Genomic DNA, 17919 nt, shown 5'->3' with positions numbered 1-17919 from the left:
ACAGACGTTCCTACGTAAAGAAACAAGCGTTCCCACGGGCAGGAAACTCCAGAACATTAATTTCCAATAAGATACGAACCAGTATTCTATCCCAAAAACTCACTTTCTTAAGACTTTCTTCACCAAGAATACAATTTTAACACACCCCTTTCTGAACCTTTTATTTTTTATCTTGTTCATGTACCAAAAGCCTGAGGTACCAGGGCAGGATTTTTTATATATAACCTAAACATTATAAAAGTATGAAGAAATTAATTCCCCTATTATTGGTGGTCTTAACTTTCGCAGCCTGCGAAAAAGACCCTGACACGGATAAGCTGGACAACAAATATCTGGTTTATACTAATTATGACTCGAAAGCCGATTTCAAAGCTTTCCAAACGTACTACATGCCGGACAGCATTCTTGTCATCGGCGATAAGAAAGAAGCCGAATATTGGAAAGATGAAAGCGCTCAGGAAATTCTGCAAGCCTATGCTACCAATATGAATAACCGTGGCTTTGTCCGCGTAGACGACCGTGAAGAAGCCAACCTCGGTTTACAGGTCAGCTACATCAAGAGCACTTACTATTTTAATGACTACGGACGTCCCGAATGGTGGTGGAACTACCCAGGTTATTGGGATGCACCTTACTGGGGCAACTGGGGCGGATGGTACTATCCGTATGCTGTGACTTATACTTATAGCACGGGGTCATTCATTACCGAGCTCCTAAATCTGGAAGCCACACAAGGCGAAAAAGAAAAGCTGCCCGTACTCTGGACAAGCTATATGAGCGGATTACTTAGCGGTTCCACATCTGTAAATACCAAACTGGCTGTTGAAGGCGTAAACCAAGCTTATGCTCAATCTTCATATCTGACTAATAAATAATTAGTAGTAAGTAGTTAAGTCGTTTAAAACAATAACAAGTATGAAAACAATAAAATATATTTCTATGAGAGTACTGGCGGTTGCCGCTCTGGCTCTCGTCTTCGCCATGCCGGCAAAGGCACAATTGACCGATAACGGTTATGCCAATATCGATTGGCAATTCAACTTCCCCCTGAGCAACCATTTCGCTGATAAAGCCAGCGGATGGGGTATGAGCTTCGAAGGTGGTTACTACGTCACTCCAAACTTTGCTCTCGGTGCTTTCCTTGCTTACCATAGCAACCACGAATACTTCGGACGCCAGACACTTCCGGTAGGTGAAGGTGGTAGCATCAATACCGACCAACAGCATACACTGTTCCAGTTACCTTTCGGTCTGGCAGGTCGTTATACTTTCGACCGCGGTAGCGCTTTCCAGCCTTACGTTGGTGTGAAGGTAGGTCCTCAATACGCTGAAATGAAATCAACTTTCAATGTTTACGAAGCCAACAAGAGTACTTGGGGTTTCTATGTATCACCGGAAATTGGTCTCAACATTTACCCATGGGCTTATGGTCCGGGGTTGCACATTGCCGCTTACTATAGCTATGGCACGAACAAGGGCGACCTGTTCACTTATAGTGTAGACGGTTTAAGCAATTTCGGTCTGCGTCTGGGTATTGCATTCTAACATAATTTGCATTGCAACACAGATAAGTTTGACTGGTATTAATTGATTGTTTCAAGACGTGAAAAAGGGAATAACCGGCCGCGTGAGCGGGGGGCTATTCCCTTTGTTGTAGCTCATAACTATTCCACCGCTTGATACATCACCTCCTGTATTCGTGTACGGATATCCATCTTCATCAGTTTCGTATTCCATACATCCGGATAGATGCGATTGCAAAGGAAGACGTAAACCAGCCCATTCGTCGGATCAACCCAGGCACAAGTACCTGTAAATCCAGTATGCCCATAAACTGTAGCAGGCGCAGCCGTGGCACAAGGACTCTTTGCCGGATTCTGCCGGTCAGGTTTATCGAAGCCCAGACCACGACGACTGATGCGGGATACAGTAGTAGTAAATACACGGCAAGTTTCCGGACTCAAATAACGCTTACCATCCAACTCTCCCCCATTCAACAACATTTGATAAATCTGAGCCACTTCCGTTGCATTGGAGAATAGACCGGCATTTCCTGATACACCGCCTTGGAAAGCTGCCGACTCATCATGCACGAAGCCCTGAAGAACCGTCTTCCGCAAGAATGGATCCACCGAAGAAGGTATGATTTCCGCTTTCGGTATAGGAGTATGCTTACCGGATACAATGCCTGCATACGTTGTTCCTGCTGTAGCAGCGCCCTTTAATGGCAAATATCCCGTACGTTTCAACCCCATCGGAGCATAAAATTCCTGTTCCAGGAAAGCATCCATCGACATGCCCGTACGTGTCTCAACCAACTGCTGCAACAGGATGAAACCTACACAGCTATACCTATAACGGCGATCGCGCAACGGTGCCTTCACAATCGTTTGTTGATAGACTTCTTTAAAGGAACGATTCAGCCATAAGCTATCGGCAACTTGTAAGGTATGCTCTGCCGTCCGCACTTTAGAAGTCAACCCTTTCTGGAACCTAAACTTCGGATTAGCCCAGGTACGAACACCTATCTGCACAGAATGTGCGGCATCCGGTCTTGCTTTGAAAAGAGTTCCTGCATAGCTTTCTTTATCAATGGCTTCCTGATAGAACAACAATGTAGAAGGTAATCCGGATTCATGCAACAGCAATTGGCGGACCGTGATATCTTTTTTATCCGTATCTTGCAGCCAGGGCAGATAATCCGACACACGATCGGTAAGATTCAAACGTCCTTTGTCATACAGCTTCATGACAGCAAGCAATGTTGCCGTAGTCTTTGTCAGCGAAGCCAGATCATAAACATCTGTCGGAGATACCGGTAAAGCAGCGCCGGGGATATTGGTCGTAGAAAGTTTTTTGGCAGAAGTACCCATAACCCCTGGCCAGGTATGTGTTCCAAAAGCCTTATTATACATTTCCTTTCCGTCTTTCAATATCACAATTTGACAACCGGGATAAGCTCCTTCTTTAATGCCTTCTCTCGCTATTTCATCAATGCGAGTCAACAGACGGGAATCCATTCCATGTTCATCGGGCACAAAGTGACGCGGTGTTTTCGGAGTAATGGTCCGTCCGTCCCCCGCCGCAAACAAGTCACTGATACTTGCCGACAGACGTCCGTTTGCCGTTGCATCGGCATACAGTATTCTGGCTACCTGACACTGTACGTCGTCATTCGATGAATGTGCAAGTACTACAGCATTAGCAGCTGATACCGCCCGACGTATCTGCAACATTTGCTTACCGGGTATAAAGAACAGATAAGCTGTTGGAACATCAGGAACAAATTCTCCAAAGAAGGTCTGATAAGGTGACAAGCGGTGTTCCGTCACACAAACAAGGATACGTTTATACTGTGACAGTGAATCACGCAACTGCTTACGTGCAGCCGCCGGCAACTCTTTCTTCAATTGAAAGACGGCGGGTACTCCTTTTAAACCGGCAGGATGGATATATTCGGAGAGTTCTTTCAGGAACGGTTGTATTTCTTTTGCATCACCTACATTGAGCACAGCTATCTCCCGGATATCTGTATCCAACGGAAGCACATCGTTTTTATTCTTCAGTACGGTAATCGCCTCCTGATTCAGACGCCTTATCAGGTCACGAGTGTGTGCTGTATTGATACGGTTACTTAACCCCGAAAGACGCACAAAAGGTTTCTTTGATAATCCAAGAGCATATTTATAAGTAAGTACCTTCCGGCATTTTGCCTCAATCTCCGCCTCCGTCAATTCACCGTTTTTCACAGCATCCAGTATAGCATCCACTTCTTCTTTAATTCGTCTGGGCACAAGCAACAAATCATGCCCCGCTTTCAATGCCTGCAAACAAATACTCGCGTTATTGACAGAAACACCTTTCATAGCCAACGCATCCGTAAATACCAACCCTTGGAACTTCATCTCTTGTGTCAGCAAATCATGCACCACGCTACGGGAAAGTGAAGAAGGCACTCCTCGTTTCGATTCAAGTACCGGTACCTCTAAATGTCCCACCATCATACCGGATAGCCCGGCCTGAATGGCTTTCTTAAACGGATATAACTCCACGCTATCCAAACGTGCACGAGAAAAAGTCAACTTCGGCAACGAATGATGCGAGTCCACATCCGTATCACCATGACCTGGAAAATGCTTGCTCACGGAAAGTACGCCACCGTCTTCCAGACCACGGGCATAAGCTATTACTTTATCGGCCACATTAGCAGGATTTTCCCCAAACGAACGGGTATTGATAACCGGATTCTTCGGGTTGATATTCACATCCGCCACCGGAGCAAAGTTAACCTGCACACCAAGTTCCCGACATTGCCGGGCCATCTCGCGACCATATTCATAAAGCAGACTGTCGTTTTGTATGCAGCCCAGAATCATATTTCGGGGAAATACTGGTGTACCTCGCAAGCGCATGGAAAGTCCCCATTCGCCGTCAAAGGTTATCATCAACGGAACATCTGCCATCTTCTGTGCTTCATTGGTCAGTATCGCCTGGTTTTCCATCAATCCACCGGAAAAAAGCAGGCCGCCCACTTTGTAGCCATCCACAACTTTACGTAGCAAATCCCGGTTTGCCTTATCTTGCTGAGGAGCAATAGTATAAATGAATAATTGTCCGATACGTTCTCTCAGATTCATCCTGTTGAGTACCGAATCCACCCACTGCCGACATCGTTCATCATTGGAAACAGATCGTATCATAATAGGTTCAACAGAAGGTACAGGAGATTGTGGCACCGGCAGATGATGCGCCTGAGCATCAAAGCGGACACAACAACTGTATATCATCAAAAAGAATAGGAATAGTTTTTTCATCATCATTATTTCTATGCCCAGACTATTTCAGGCTTTTATAAATCGCTTCTTGTATATTTGTACGGATATTCATCTCAGTCAGTTTTGTATTCCACACATTGGGGCACAAGCGGTTACTGAGGAAAACATACACCGTCCCATGTTCAGGATCTACCCAAGCACAAGTACCCGTAAAGCCGGTATGTCCGTAAACAGCACCGATAGCCGAAGGAGCACAAGGACTGTTCTTCAAATCCTTCAAGTTAGGTTTGTCAAAGCCTAATCCTCTACGGCTGATAGCAGAGGTCTCCGTAGTGAATAAACGACAAGTCGCCTCACTCAAATAACGTTTGCCATTCCATTCTCCCCCATTCAGCATCATCTGGTATATCTTCGCAACTTCCGTAGCTGTAGAGAACAAACCTGCATTACCGGAAATGCCACCCATACAAGCGGCAGTCTCATCGTGCACATAGCCGCATAAATCCTGACGGCGCAGGAAATCATTTGCGGCCGTAGGCATAATCTCTTGTTTGGAGTACCTTAATAAGGGCAGATACATGGTACGTTGTAACCCCATAGGTGCATAAAACTCTTTAGCCAGATAAAGGTCCATTGGCAACTTAGCTATAGCCTCTACCACCTGCTGCAACAGGATAAAGCCAAGATCACTGTACACATACCGCTTGCTGTCCATATCACACCGGGCAATCTTTTGCAAGATGGTATTCTTAAAACTCTTGTTCAGCCACATTTTGTCAGCTACATGCAAGTTGTAAGCAGATGATTCTTTTTCAGCTACCAAGCCTTTCTTAAACTTAAAGCTTGAACAATAATAGCTATGTTCACTGACCTGCGTGCGATGCCACTCATCCACCCAACTTTGAGCATACGGGCCATGCACCGAATTCGGGTCGATGGCCTCCAGATAGAAACGAATATAAGGAGGCAGACCGGACTCATGAAGAAGCAAATCCTTTATTGTAATATTCTTCTTATTAGTATTCCGCAAGATCGGCAAATACTGGGATGCTTTATCCGTCAGCTTCAACTTACCCGTATCATACAGTTTCATCACGGCAAGCAGTGTTGCAGTAGTCTTCGTCAAAGAAGCAAGGTCGAACATATCTGTAGGGCGTACAGCAGTGGTGTCTTTATCTGAATGAGTACCGAAACACTTATCATATACCGTCTGACCATCTTTCAACACCAGCACCTGACAACCGGGATAGGCTCCGGCAGCCAATCCGCCCTTGACAATCGCATCGATACGGTGCAACTCATTAGACTTCATTCCCAAATCTTCAGGAATAATACGTCCCGGCTTCATCCCCGGAGTAATCACACTTCCCTCACCGGCCTGATAGAGATTACCGATGCTCATGGAAAGCTTTCCCTGAGCAGGGACTTTAGCAAATATCACACCCGCTACATATTGCTGAATATCCGCTTCCGACGAATGTCCCAACACCACAGCACTGGCCTGATTCAAAGCAGGAACTAAAGGTTGCATAGCACGATAGGACGTAAAGAAAGCATATATTATGGGGGCGGGTAAATTCAATCCTGCCAGAAAATCGGCATAAGCAAGTGCATCTGTATCTTTACCTGATATACTGATTACAACCCGACGATAATTCGCCAGTTTGCGTGCCAATTCATGGAGTTCATCTTCACCCATCTCCCCCGTCAAATGAAAACACTCTACAGGAACAGGTGATAATTTCTTCATCTCAGCAATGAAGATGCTGTCTTTACCTTCGACCACACTCAACAGTGCAATCGGAGTGTCGCCGACAGGTGTCAACGGTAATGCTCCAAAATGATTACCCAGCACCGTAACAGCAGCCTGGCGAAGTCGCGTTACCAGTGCCTTGGCTTCATCTGTATGGATACGATAACTCATTCCGCTAACCTGCAACTGCGGACGCGGCTGACGTAAACCCAACAGATATTTATAAGTAAGTATCTTACGACATTTCTCTTCTACAACCTTCTCCGAAAGAACACCGTCTTTCACCGCATTCAGCACCTCCTGCACAGCATTTTCAGTATTATACTGCACCAGCACCATATCATTTCCTGCAAGCAAGGCTTTTGTAGTAACTTGGGGCACAGATGAAACTCCCTTCATATCCAATGCATCCGTAAACACCAATCCCTGAAAGCCCATTTCATTTTTCAATAATCCGGTCACCACATTTCCGGAAAGTGAAGAAGCCGTGATAGCATCCGGTTCCAGCACAGGTACCTGCAGATGACCAACCATTACCCCACCCAAGCCGGCACGTATCATTTCCTTAAAAGGATACAGTTCCACACTATCCAGGCGTTCGCGGTTATAACATAGTGACGGTAATCCTTTATGCGAGTCCACATCCGTATCTCCGTGCCCAGGGAAGTGTTTGCTCACGGACAACACACCGCCACTTTCCAGTCCACGACTATAAGCGACCACCTTTTCAGCCACCTTCTTCGGGTCTTCCCCGAAAGAGCGTACATGAATTACCGGGTTCAGAGGATTGGTATTGACATCCGCATCCGGTGCAAAATTCACATGAACACCCAGCTCACGAAATTCCCGTGCCACTTCACGCCCGTATTCATAAATCAGATGGTTGTCTTCAATACAGCCAAGTGCAGCATTCTTCGGGAAATAAGGCGTACCTTCCAGGCGCATAGAGAGTCCCCACTCACCATCGAAAGTAATCATAACGGGAACTTTAGAATTCTTCTGGGCAATATTCGTCAGTATAGCCTGCTCTTCCGGTGTACCTTCAGCAAACAGCAGACCTCCTATCTTATATTTCTTAACCAGATCGCGTATCTGTTTCTTCTTCTGTTTATCCACTTTGGCAGGAAAGGTGGTAACAATCAACTGTCCTACTTTTTCCTGCAGATTCAAACCGGAATATACAGAATCTACCCACTGTTTGCAACGGGCATCTGCCGCTGAAGGGAGAAAAGATACCTCTGCCTGGGCATGAAGCAATCCTGCGCCCCCCCACAAAAGGGCAACAAACAATAAGAGAATAGGTCTCTTCATTTTTTTTACTATTTAGATGATTGGGATATTTATTCTTCCGCAAGTGTTAGTTTCAACATACCAACATAAATTCCATTTTTCCCGGCATGCATCACTGATACATTCTGGCCGTCTTTATTCAAGTAAACAGCCGGTTCCTTCATAAAGGTATGAGTATGTCCGCCCAGAATGGCATCAATATGGTTCGTTTTCTGTGCCAGTTCTTCGTCACAAGGAGCATTTTTAAGTTGATAACCGAGGTGCGACAAACAAATGACTACATCACAACCTTCCTCATTCTTCAGCAAGTCCGCCATTTTCTGTGCTGCTTCTATCGGATCATTATAAACCACACCTTCACATTTATCAGCCTGCACCAAGCCTTCCATCTTCGGAGCAAGACCAAATACACCTATCTTCAACCCATTGCGGTAAAAGGTAGTATAGGGTTTCACCAAGCCTTCCAGCACTGTACCTGTCACATCATAATTGGAACATACCACCGGGAAATTTGCCATGCGGAACAGACGTGCCATATTTTCCAGGCCGAAATCAAATTCATGATTACCTATTGTCATGGCATCATAGCCCATAAGATTCATCATCTTTACTTCAACTTCTCCCTGAAACAAATTGTAGTAAGGAGTTCCTTGGGAAATATCTCCGCAATCAAACAGTAACAGGTTGGGGTTTATTTTACGCGCTTCCTTAATAAAAGTAGCCCGGCGCACCGTTCCACCCATACCGGCATAGCGGTCGGCAGCATTCACAGCAATGGGTTCAATGCGGCTGTGCGTATCACTTGTTTGCAGAATCACCAGTTGTTTGGTTTTCTGGACAGAATCAGGAGCTACCAAACAGAGAGGCTCTTCAACTATCTCTTTGATCGATTGCTGTGCGGATACCGGAAATAGGCAGTAAACTGCCATTAATAAAAGAATATATCGTTTCATAATTTCTGATTTATAATTTCTGATTATGCTCTTGCAAAGCTGGATTACTCATCTTTCACAGTTATCCTGCCTTCCATACGGGAAGTAATCTTCTTTCCGGCAGCAGTCTGTTGTTCCACATAGTCCATAAACAAGCCACGCAAAGTAGCCCCATCCGGACATTCACGTTTCTCAGCCTGCGGCAGGGCAGTCATACCATCATTTCCGTCTGCCAGGTAATCAATGGTAGCAATTGTATAAAGCTGTTCATCTTCTATCGGACGGCCTGCAACCGTGCCTTCCAATAATTTTCCGTCTTTCGTTATCAGAAGCTGCATCCCACTGACACCTTGGCCGTGACATGCTGCAATATTATTGAACAATTCTTTCAGATAAACTCCTTTCATGGTCAATACACAAAGAGAATTCTCGAAAGGCAATATCTCATAAATATTTTCGCAAGTAATAGGACCTTCAGTCAACACATTACGCAAGCCACCCATATTTATTAATCCCATATCGGCAGGCTTACCCAATACTTGTCCGGCTGCATTACGTAGAACATCCGCTACCAGATTAGAGAGCAGACTTTCGGGTGCTCCTTTGTCCATGCTCACTTCTGCAATACCTACCACACGGAGCATGATGCTGTCAACCTTTGCCTTATAGGGAGCAAGCAATGCCATTGCTTCAGAATCAGGATTTACATCCCAGGTAGAATCAATCGCCACCATCGTACCCTCCGCCTTCGTCACCTTATACGCAGGATGACAAGAGCTTAGCAAGAATACAGCTATCCAAAGTACACCGGGAATAAATTTCAAAGTCATTCTTTTCATTTCGTTTGTTTTTTTAAATTGCTACAAATATAACGAATTGTCTTTCTTATCCCATCCTGACGGGAAGAAAAAGAATGAGCTTTTTCATTTTCAGGCACATTTTTAAGTTTCGAGATATTTTCACGTCAAACAGATTACACTTCTTCAGGCTGTACACGAGATATACTTGCTCCGTACCAAATCCGGGATTTCTTCGGTCAGAGATACTTCTGACTGGAGAAAGTATGGAGCAAGTAGGGTTGAGATACGATTGAGATACGGTTAAGGTACGGTTTATGAACCATCTTCACACTGAATATCCCCAAACATATAATAAACCAACGAAATTTACGTTACTTATCAAGTATTAAACAAGCAGATACATGGGAATAAGCATGGTAACCGATCAAAACTGGCACATAGTCCGCTACTCGGCAGAAGAAAAAGAACACTGGGACCGCTTCGTGCGCCATTCCAAGAACGGTACATTCCTGTTACAACGCGACTATATGGACTATCATGCCGAGCGTTTTCAGGATTGTTCCCTACTGATTTATTGCAATCAGAAATTAACAGCCTTGCTTCCCGGCAACCTTTCCGGTGATTGCTTTTATTCCCATCAGGGACTGACTTATGGAGGAATACTCCTCTCCGCCTCTATTACCTTAGTACAAGCCGAAAGTGCGTTCCGCACCGCCCTGAATTATTTACATACGGAGTGCGGCGTACAATCAGTGGTGTATCGGGCTATTCCGCACATTTATCACCGCTATCCGGCGGAAGAAGATTTATATATCCTCGTTCGTCTGGGCGCACAACTTACAGCACGTAGCATCTCATCCGTAATTCCACTGGACGACCGTCTACCTTTCCGCACCCTGCGCCGTCGCCAACTGAAAAAGGCACAAGCCTGTGCATTGACAATCACAGAAGACGAGGACTTCGCCTCTTTTTGGTCGATATTGGAAGAAAACCTACATGAACGATATTGCGTTGCCCCGGTACATTCACTGGAAGAAATCACCCGACTGCACAAAAACTTTCCCCGTCAGATTTCCCTTTTCCGAGTATGCGACGGAACTGAAACACTGGGCGGTTGCGTAATATACGAAACCGAAAAAGTGGCCCACGTGCAATACATTGCCGCTTCCACACAAGGAAAGAAATGCGGAGCACTCGACCTGCTTTTCCACAAACTGATATACAGCCGCTATGAACAAAAGCGTTACTTCGACTTCGGCATTTCCACCGAACAAGGCGGACAAATATTGAATGAAGGATTACTTTTCCAGAAGGAAGGTTTCGGTGCAAGAGCAATCATGTATGACGTTTACGAATTGAAATTATGATAAAGTATTTAGACCTGCAAAAGATCAATGCTTCCTTTGAGCCTGAACTGTCGGATGCCTTACTACGTGTTTCCCATTCGGGATGGTACCTGTATGGAGAGGCGACGGCTCGTTTTGAGCAAGAATTCGCAGCCTACTGCGGTACAGCTTATTGTATAAGTACAGGAAATGGCCTGGATGCTCTTACATTAATATTTCTTGCTTACCGTGAATTGGGAGTCATGGATGCCGGAGATGAAATAATCGTCCCTGCCAATACATACATCGCAACCATACTCTCTATCATCCGTGCCGGACTGAGACCAGTGCTCTGTGAACCTGCCTTTGAAACATGCAACATAGACCTCACCTATGCAGAATCACTGATTACCCCTCGTACGCGTGCCATATTACCAGTCCATCTATATGGACGTTTAGCCGATGTGCAAGGAATATACGATCTGGCTAACCGCTACGGACTAAAAATCATAGAAGATGCCGCACAGGCACATGGTGCCATCTGGCACAAAGGCTTACCGGGAAAAGGAAGCCCGGTCTTGCGAGCCGGTAATTTAAGTGATGCCGCAGCCTTCAGCTTCTATCCGGCCAAGAACCTGGGTGCCATGGGAGACGGCGGTGCTATAACCACCCATGATGCCGAACTTGCCACCACCGCACGTTCCATTGCCAATTACGGTTCCACAGAAAAATATGTTCATTTGTACCAGGGCATAAACAGCCGATTGGACGAATTGCAGGCAGCAGTTCTTTCCATAAAGTTATCCCGCTTAGATAAAGATAATGCCCGGAGAAGGGAGATAGCACAATCCTATAAAGAAAACATTGACTGGCAACGCTTGGGATTACAAAGTACTGTCCATACGGATTACATCGATGAAGCCAATGTCTTCCACATCTTTCCCGTCTTTTCTCCCCGCCGGGATGAATTGCAACGTTATCTGGCCCAATGCGGCATTTCTACCCAGATTCATTATCCCATTCCACCTCATCGCCAGGAAGCGTTGAGAAAAGAATATGGAATGCAACAACTCCCCATTACAGAACGTATCCATAATGAGGAGTTAAGTCTCCCCATCTCTCCATTACTCACGAATGAAGAGACAGAGTATATAATAAACTGCATCAACGCCTTTATTTAAAGGCGTATGAATATGAATCCTCACTCTCTCAGACAACACTTCCTTTAATACCCAATCACCTTTTCATCATAGAACATCCTATAGTGAAATGATCAGCATACGCATCCTTTAGATTTTCACCTGAGTGTCATTCGCAGAAGTAGCATACAAACCTATCAGACAACCGGTGAAACCGCCTGCCACATTCGTTGAAAGAATATCACCGGGCACGGTATTTCCCAACTGTACGAAGTTGATTCCATCCGTTGAATAATAAAAATCATAGCCATCTCCCTCACCCTTTACTTGCAGTTGAATAGGATTCTTCACATCTACTTTCGCACTTGCAACAAGTCCGGATTTACCTCTTACTGTTCTTTCCAGCACCATATAGAAATCTTTATCCTTTTTTGTCAAGCCAAAGACATAATTGAATTTTTCACTCTGTACGCAAGTGATACCTGCCAGATCTTTCTCTGTCTTCGGGACATACTGCAATGTAGTAGTAAACGAGAAGTTATTATGTTGCTGTCTGTAGAAGAGAGTTGAAGTAGGCTTCACCTCTTTTATGTTCACCGGGAAAGGAGTAATCTGCAATCCTCCGTCTTTCAGTACTGAAATGAACTCTTCACGAGGACCTCTCAAACCAATCCAACGGTAATCCAGTTGTGGAGATGTGAAATTTTCAGTAAAGGTAAAATTGCCATTGGGGAAGTAACCATCTTGTCCGGTTTTGTTCTCTACTCCTTTAGGTGTTTTCAACTTCGGCTCCATCGGTATCAATCCGTTTTCAAAGACAGGGAATTCCCCCGACCAGTCAACCGGCAGGATAAACGTTTCACGGCCAATGTTCACTCTGCCCTTCTCATTCGGACGGATAGCCAGGAATACACCATAATATTTACCATCAGGACCTTCTACCAAATCGGCATGTCCCGCCCAATCTACCATGTTCTTCCGGTTATGATCCAAATATCTCTGACTCAGGATAGGATTATTGGAAGCCGGAATAAAGGGACCTTTCGGACTATCGCTCACAAAGATAACTTCACTATGCCAGTCTCCAGTACCACCTTCAGCACACATCAGATAGTAGCGTCCGTTCTTTTTATAGATATGCGGAGCTTCAATCCAGATAGGCTTCTTGGACAAATCTACACCACCATTCACAATTACCTGATCCGTACCGGGAATCACCTGATCGTTTTCCACATCATACTCCCAGATTTTAATCACACGGTGTCCGTTATAGAGTTCTTCACCACGCTTCGGTCCATCGTTATGAACCACATACGCCTTGCCGTTATCATCAAAAAAGATAGAGGGGTCGATACCGTCAAAATTCAACTTGATAGGATCACTCCATCCTTTGAAAGGATCTTTCGATTTTACAATGATATTCCCGAATCCCCCTGCAAACTGAGTGGTAATCATATAGAAAGTATCATTATTGGGGTTATACTTGATGGCCGGAGCATACACACCGGCACTGATACCCGTATCATGTACCTTCAACTGTGAAGTACGGTCCAGCACATGGCCGATCTGCGTCCAGTTCACCAAATCTTTCGAGTGGAAGATAGGCACACCGGGAAACATGGCAAATGATGAACACACCAGAAAATAGTCATCCCCTTTGCGTGTTATGGAAGGATCGGGATAGCAACCCTGCAGAATAGGGTTATAGAATTCACCGGGCAACAGAGTATTCTCACTGTACACATGATCATTGCCCTGATAGACCACCTGCGAGAATACCGGAACACCCTTCACCTTTTTACCTTTAGCTCCCTGGCTAAATCCTGTTACTGAAAATATTGCCATACAAACTGACAACAAAATGATGCGCTTCCCCACAGAAAGCGTCGATTTCATCTTTCTCATTTCTATATAAATTATCGATTTATAATTACGAATCGCTTTATTTCTTATCGTTGATACGGAAATAGTCAAAGTCCACATACCCCCCGGAAGTCTTGGTAGCATAATTGAATAGTCCGAAACGGTACCCCATAAAATGTGGGAGGGTATAGGCCATTTTAAGCTGACTACCTATTTTAATCCACTTCTTGCCATCCAGGCTATAGTAGAAGTCTGCCATATCTTTCCTATCCGTGAAGTTACATTCGGCTTTCAAGAATACTGTATCCTGGTTCAGTGGCAGACTTTCCACCTCTTCCGGCTTATCAGTCTGCGCACTTACCATTACAATCTTCTTTACCCCGTTTTCATACATTACACCTACGAATCCATATTTTTTCTGAAGAAGTGCAAGACCTGCAAAATCTCCCTCTTTCATATTAGATACATCCATAGAAGTGGTTCCCGAACATACCGGACCAACCGTTCGCTGTGTCAATGTATTTCGTGCAGACAAGAAATCAGCATCCACCCGTCCGGTTTTAAGGCGCAGATACCCCTTTCGTTCACCAACCGACCAAAGAGAATTATCCGGGTTGTGATTCCACTGCCAAACCAGCGGCAAAGCTGCATCTTTTTTCTTGCGTATAAACTCATCCGAAGCTACAATACCCGGTATTAAGCCTTTACTTGCCGGTAGATCCAATGTTTCCGGAACTTTTCCATTTATTCCAAGAACGGGCCAGCCATCTTCCCATTTTACCGGAACAAGGTAAGGAATACGGCCTACCGCACCATTATCACGGAAAAGATAAGCAAACCATCTGCCATCAGGCGTATCTATCAAGCCTCCTTGAGCCACACCTTTATCCTGCAAAGCTACCCTACCCTCCCAAGGGCCATTCATATTATCAGCACGGTGAATAACCACTGTACGCATTCCTCCCCTCGGCCAGGTTATATTAAATAAATAATACTTCCCATTCACCTTAAATAACTGTGAACCCTCGGCGGGCAAACCGACATTATCCCCTGACAGAGCACTGGCATTCTCTATAAAAATACGTTCAGTGCCTTCTTTGATGCCGGATAAATCGGGCTTCAACTCCGCTATATGCAGTTTACCACCTCCCCAGATGATATAAATACGACCATCATCATCAAAGAAAACCGTATGATCATGATAAGAGGGAGTAAATGTGACTGTTTTCCAAGGACCTTTTTCTATATCTTCCGTAGCATATATATAGGTCTTCCCGGTAGTGCTGGAGAATGTCGATACATAATACATATTATTATGATAGCGAATACAGCTTGCCCATGTTCCGCTTCCATACGCATTTTTTCCATTATTCAGGTTCAGCGCATCCACATCTGCCAGAATATCATAGCAATAATTCACCAATTCCCAGTTTACAAGATCTTTCGATTTCATAATGGGGACTCCCGGAGCCATGTGCATGGTCGTACTACTCATATAATAGGTATCTCCTACCCGAATCATCGACATATCGGGTACATCGGCATAAATCACCGGATTTCCGGCTGAGCTTCCCTGGCTCAGAGCTGTGCAACTATACAGGATGGTTACCAGCAAGAAAAGATAAAAACGTCTTTGCATACTATTTCTTTTTTGATATTTCTTTGCTTGTTTCTTTCGCAGGGAAATCTCCCTGCAGCAAATATACAACATAGACATCAAAAGGCACCTACAATCATTTTACACAAACTTTCGCTGATATTACATCTTTCTGCAATAACATTTCATTTTCTTTCACTCATGTTACATCCGAAAGATACAGAAGGTATTCAAGGGCAAATACAGGCTTAAAAAGAAGAAAAAGGTAGGAGGTAATTGTTGCACCATCTGAAATGAAAAGTTTCAAGGCTTGAAATAAACAGTTTCATCGCTTGGAGCAAGCAGTTCCATGCCGTGAAACAAATGATGAGTTATAAAGGGCATTAATGCTGCTCCCAAAAATCGAGGTATTGCCGGGCAACTTTGATACGATCGTGATGTTTGGCTACGTATTCTACACTTTGCGCCGATAATTCCGGAATACGTTCTTTATGAAGAACAATCTCTTCCAGTTTCCGGTAAATGTCCTGTTCATCAGGCAAGACATTGATAATAGGGCGAAGCTCCGTTTCATTTAATATCTCGTAGTTTTCCGGTTCACCGCCTCCCACAACAGTTACTCCTTTTGCCATGGCAAGCAGTGAATTCATAGAAGGAGTATATGAATACAACTGGTCTAACTGGACATCCGCATCATCCATCAACTGTTGATAACGGGCATAAGGCACATCATGCACTTCGGTAATCCGGCAAAGGTCGGGATACTTGCGTTGCACTTCTTGCAACACAGGCAGCATGACATCAGTACCTTTTAAATTACTACGGGCAGATTGAATACCAATAAAGAAATTCAGCTTCTCCGGCACACAGCGAACGCGCGATGTTATCTTCTGCAAATCAATAGGCAAAGGAATAAAGCCCGTTTTCTCAGGGAAGCTAGGTTGATAAGAAACGTAATACTCCCATAAGCAAGCAATAATGCCATTACATGTTTCAGCTATAGCCTGAGTGGCACGAGCTGCCCCACCATAATACCAATCCTGAAGAGTGCTCTGATTAAAAGCTGTATCACGATACCGGCTTCCGATCTTAAAATCCGAATAGTGGAAAACATCTGTTTCCATACAAGCGCGAATATAATAATAATCGGTCCCAAAAGCTCCCAAGAAGACCTTGCCATTATGCCGCTGCAAATAACGGTAAACTGGCAAAGTGCGTTCGCTGCGTAAGCGCAAAAAATAAGGACTGATAATCTGTACAACATCATATTCCCGAAAACTCGGTAGATGGCGCAGTATGCGGAGAATACAGAAAATGCCATCACGCAAACTATCCGTCGGCCGGTCAAGAGCTATGTTGCGCGGGTAATTTCTCCAACCACAACCATCGGAAGCAACACAAACATCGTGCCCTAATGCCCGAAGCCCTTCCGCAAGATTCCAATGCAGCCCGCTAAACTCTCCAAGTAACAATATCTTCATATAGCAAAACGGATATAAACATTAATAACAGGACAAACCAAACAATACTTCCAGGAATACTTTTTAGAAGGCAAAGGCAGTAATCCATTTTGTTTCAGGACAGTCAATTGTTGTTTTATCTCTTTCATACTACATTTATTTCTCCACATCTGACGAATATAATCAATAACAAGAAAATGGATTCGTCTATCCAATGCTTCCAAACGTTCAATAGAAGTGGCAGACTGGCTAAACGCTTTCAATCGAAAAAGCATTTCCCTGAAGGCTAATATTCTCTCACGACACTTTTCATCAGCAGTCATTCCCGTCAAAGAAGACGAGGAACGGTAATAACCATATACTTTATAAGAAGTCACCAACATTTTTCGGGCAAAGAGGTAAGCTTTGGCAACAAACTCTTCATCCTCAAAAAAGCTCGTCTCACTGAAATAAAGAGAAGACGTTTCCAGCAAACTCCGGCGGAAGAAATGCGTCCAAACAACTCCTGTAAAGTTGTTGAGTACCATAAAGTCAGCACCGGATGGGTATTCCACATAAGACAGCGATTGATTTATCAGGTTCTGTCTCTCTAACGAAAAATAGCAAGTTAGCTCCTGAAAACCAAACTTCAGGATATCAGGCGAATACAGTCTCAATAGAGACAAACAAGAAGGCAGTGTATTCGGCAATAAGACATCATCTGCATCTACAAAAAAAAGATACTCACCATGTGCTTGTTGCATTCCATTATTACGCGCTCCTCCCGTAGTCTGACTCTCGTCATCCGCTACAATTATCTCATAGCTTCCCTCTTCCATCCCTTGCCGGCGGATAGAATCAAGACAACGTTGCAGCAGCACCGGGTCTGCCGTACCGTAAAAGGGAATAATTATGCTGATAAAAGGACTCATGCAGCAAATATACAGAAAATCCTCCCCCAGCCCTACAGCCGGAGAAGGATTTTCAAGAGAAAGACACTAAAAAA

The 17919-nt window shown here is 44.5% G+C and carries 12 protein-coding genes; 4 read left to right on the top strand and 8 right to left on the bottom strand.

Annotated features, from left to right (window positions below; all coding sequences use genetic code 11):
• Positions 1 to 242 precede the first annotated feature (242 nt).
• On the top strand, positions 243 to 875 hold the full coding sequence (locus tag DW182_RS14580) for a DUF4136 domain-containing protein (RefSeq protein ID WP_007660340.1): 633 nt from the start codon (positions 243 to 245) through the stop codon (positions 873 to 875).
• 40 nt (positions 876 to 915) lie between these two features.
• Positions 916 to 1545, top strand: a complete 630-nt coding sequence (locus DW182_RS14575; protein WP_117691817.1) for an outer membrane beta-barrel protein — start codon at positions 916 to 918, stop codon at positions 1543 to 1545.
• 119 nt (positions 1546 to 1664) lie between these two features.
• Here the strand turns inward: DW182_RS14575 and DW182_RS14570 are convergent, their stop codons facing one another.
• Genes DW182_RS14570 through DW182_RS14555 form a run of 4 tightly spaced genes read right to left on the bottom strand, consistent with a single transcriptional unit; the run spans position 1665 to position 9589 of the window.
• Positions 1665 to 4814: a glycoside hydrolase family 3 N-terminal domain-containing protein gene (locus DW182_RS14570; RefSeq protein WP_118296003.1), complete on the bottom strand. Its 3150-nt coding sequence runs from the start codon at positions 4812 to 4814 to the stop codon at positions 1665 to 1667.
• Positions 4815 to 4836: 22 nt separating this feature from the next.
• On the bottom strand, positions 4837 to 7839 hold the full coding sequence (locus tag DW182_RS14565; RefSeq protein WP_118295951.1) for a glycoside hydrolase family 3 N-terminal domain-containing protein: 3003 nt from the start codon (positions 7837 to 7839) through the stop codon (positions 4837 to 4839).
• A 29-nt stretch (positions 7840 to 7868) separates the two neighbouring features.
• Positions 7869 to 8771, bottom strand: coding sequence for a bifunctional UDP-sugar hydrolase/5'-nucleotidase (locus tag DW182_RS14560; protein WP_118295950.1), 903 nt, complete (start codon positions 8769 to 8771; stop codon positions 7869 to 7871).
• 44 nt (positions 8772 to 8815) lie between these two features.
• Positions 8816 to 9589 (bottom strand): 5'-nucleotidase C-terminal domain-containing protein, encoded by a 774-nt coding sequence (locus DW182_RS14555; protein ID WP_118295949.1) that lies wholly within the window; start codon positions 9587 to 9589, stop codon positions 8816 to 8818.
• A gap of 362 nt (positions 9590 to 9951) precedes the next feature.
• Here DW182_RS14555 and DW182_RS14550 point away from each other — a divergent pair, with 362 nt between their 5' ends.
• Both DW182_RS14550 and DW182_RS14545 read left to right on the top strand, forming a co-directional pair.
• Complete coding sequence (locus DW182_RS14550; RefSeq protein WP_118295948.1) at positions 9952 to 10917, top strand: GNAT family N-acetyltransferase; 966 nt, start codon at positions 9952 to 9954, stop codon at positions 10915 to 10917.
• Entirely contained in the window at positions 10914 to 12056 is a 1143-nt protein-coding gene (locus tag DW182_RS14545; RefSeq protein ID WP_118295947.1) for a DegT/DnrJ/EryC1/StrS aminotransferase family protein, read from the top strand. Before DW182_RS14550 ends, DW182_RS14545 begins: the two co-directional genes overlap by 4 nt.
• A 108-nt stretch (positions 12057 to 12164) precedes the next feature.
• Here the strand turns inward: DW182_RS14545 and DW182_RS14540 are convergent, their stop codons facing one another.
• From DW182_RS14540 to DW182_RS14525, 4 genes are all read right to left on the bottom strand, one after another.
• Positions 12165 to 13859, bottom strand: a complete 1695-nt coding sequence (locus DW182_RS14540) for a glycoside hydrolase family 43 protein (RefSeq protein ID WP_370449817.1) — start codon at positions 13857 to 13859, stop codon at positions 12165 to 12167.
• A 97-nt stretch (positions 13860 to 13956) separates the two neighbouring features.
• On the bottom strand, positions 13957 to 15516 hold the full coding sequence (locus DW182_RS14535) for a glycoside hydrolase 43 family protein (RefSeq protein ID WP_118295945.1): 1560 nt from the start codon (positions 15514 to 15516) through the stop codon (positions 13957 to 13959).
• Between the two features lie 341 nt (positions 15517 to 15857).
• Positions 15858 to 16955, bottom strand: a complete 1098-nt coding sequence (locus tag DW182_RS14530) for a glycosyltransferase family 1 protein (protein ID WP_118295944.1) — start codon at positions 16953 to 16955, stop codon at positions 15858 to 15860.
• Entirely contained in the window at positions 16952 to 17845 is an 894-nt protein-coding gene (locus DW182_RS14525; RefSeq protein ID WP_118295943.1) for a glycosyltransferase family 2 protein, read from the bottom strand. The genes DW182_RS14530 and DW182_RS14525 overlap by 4 nt, the downstream gene beginning before the upstream one ends.
• Positions 17846 to 17919 lie beyond the last annotated feature (74 nt).

The organism is Bacteroides sp. AM16-24, assembly GCF_003471885.1.
Classification (GTDB): domain Bacteria; phylum Bacteroidota; class Bacteroidia; order Bacteroidales; family Bacteroidaceae; genus Bacteroides.
Note: the sequence above shows the minus strand (reverse complement) of the source record. Positions and strands in the feature narration are given on the sequence as shown.

Bases quoted from the DNA above. Each gene is read 5' to 3' on its own strand.
- DW182_RS14580 (WP_007660340.1), top strand. From the start codon at position 243: ATGAAGAAATTAATTCCCCTATTATTGGTGGTCTTAACTTTCGCAGCC.
- DW182_RS14575 (WP_117691817.1), top strand. From the start codon at position 916: ATGAAAACAATAAAATATATTTCTATGAGAGTACTGGCGGTTGCCGCT.
- DW182_RS14570 (WP_118296003.1), bottom strand. From the start codon at position 4,814: ATGAAAAAACTATTCCTATTCTTTTTGATGATATACAGTTGTTGTGTC.
- DW182_RS14565 (WP_118295951.1), bottom strand. From the start codon at position 7,839: ATGAAGAGACCTATTCTCTTATTGTTTGTTGCCCTTTTGTGGGGGGGC.
- DW182_RS14560 (WP_118295950.1), bottom strand. From the start codon at position 8,771: ATGAAACGATATATTCTTTTATTAATGGCAGTTTACTGCCTATTTCCG.
- DW182_RS14555 (WP_118295949.1), bottom strand. From the start codon at position 9,589: ATGAAAAGAATGACTTTGAAATTTATTCCCGGTGTACTTTGGATAGCT.
- DW182_RS14550 (WP_118295948.1), top strand. From the start codon at position 9,952: ATGGGAATAAGCATGGTAACCGATCAAAACTGGCACATAGTCCGCTAC.
- DW182_RS14545 (WP_118295947.1), top strand. From the start codon at position 10,914: ATGATAAAGTATTTAGACCTGCAAAAGATCAATGCTTCCTTTGAGCCT.
- DW182_RS14540 (WP_370449817.1), bottom strand. From the start codon at position 13,859: ATGGCAATATTTTCAGTAACAGGATTTAGCCAGGGAGCTAAAGGTAAA.
- DW182_RS14535 (WP_118295945.1), bottom strand. From the start codon at position 15,516: ATGCAAAGACGTTTTTATCTTTTCTTGCTGGTAACCATCCTGTATAGT.
- DW182_RS14530 (WP_118295944.1), bottom strand. From the start codon at position 16,955: ATGAAGATATTGTTACTTGGAGAGTTTAGCGGGCTGCATTGGAATCTT.
- DW182_RS14525 (WP_118295943.1), bottom strand. From the start codon at position 17,845: ATGAGTCCTTTTATCAGCATAATTATTCCCTTTTACGGTACGGCAGAC.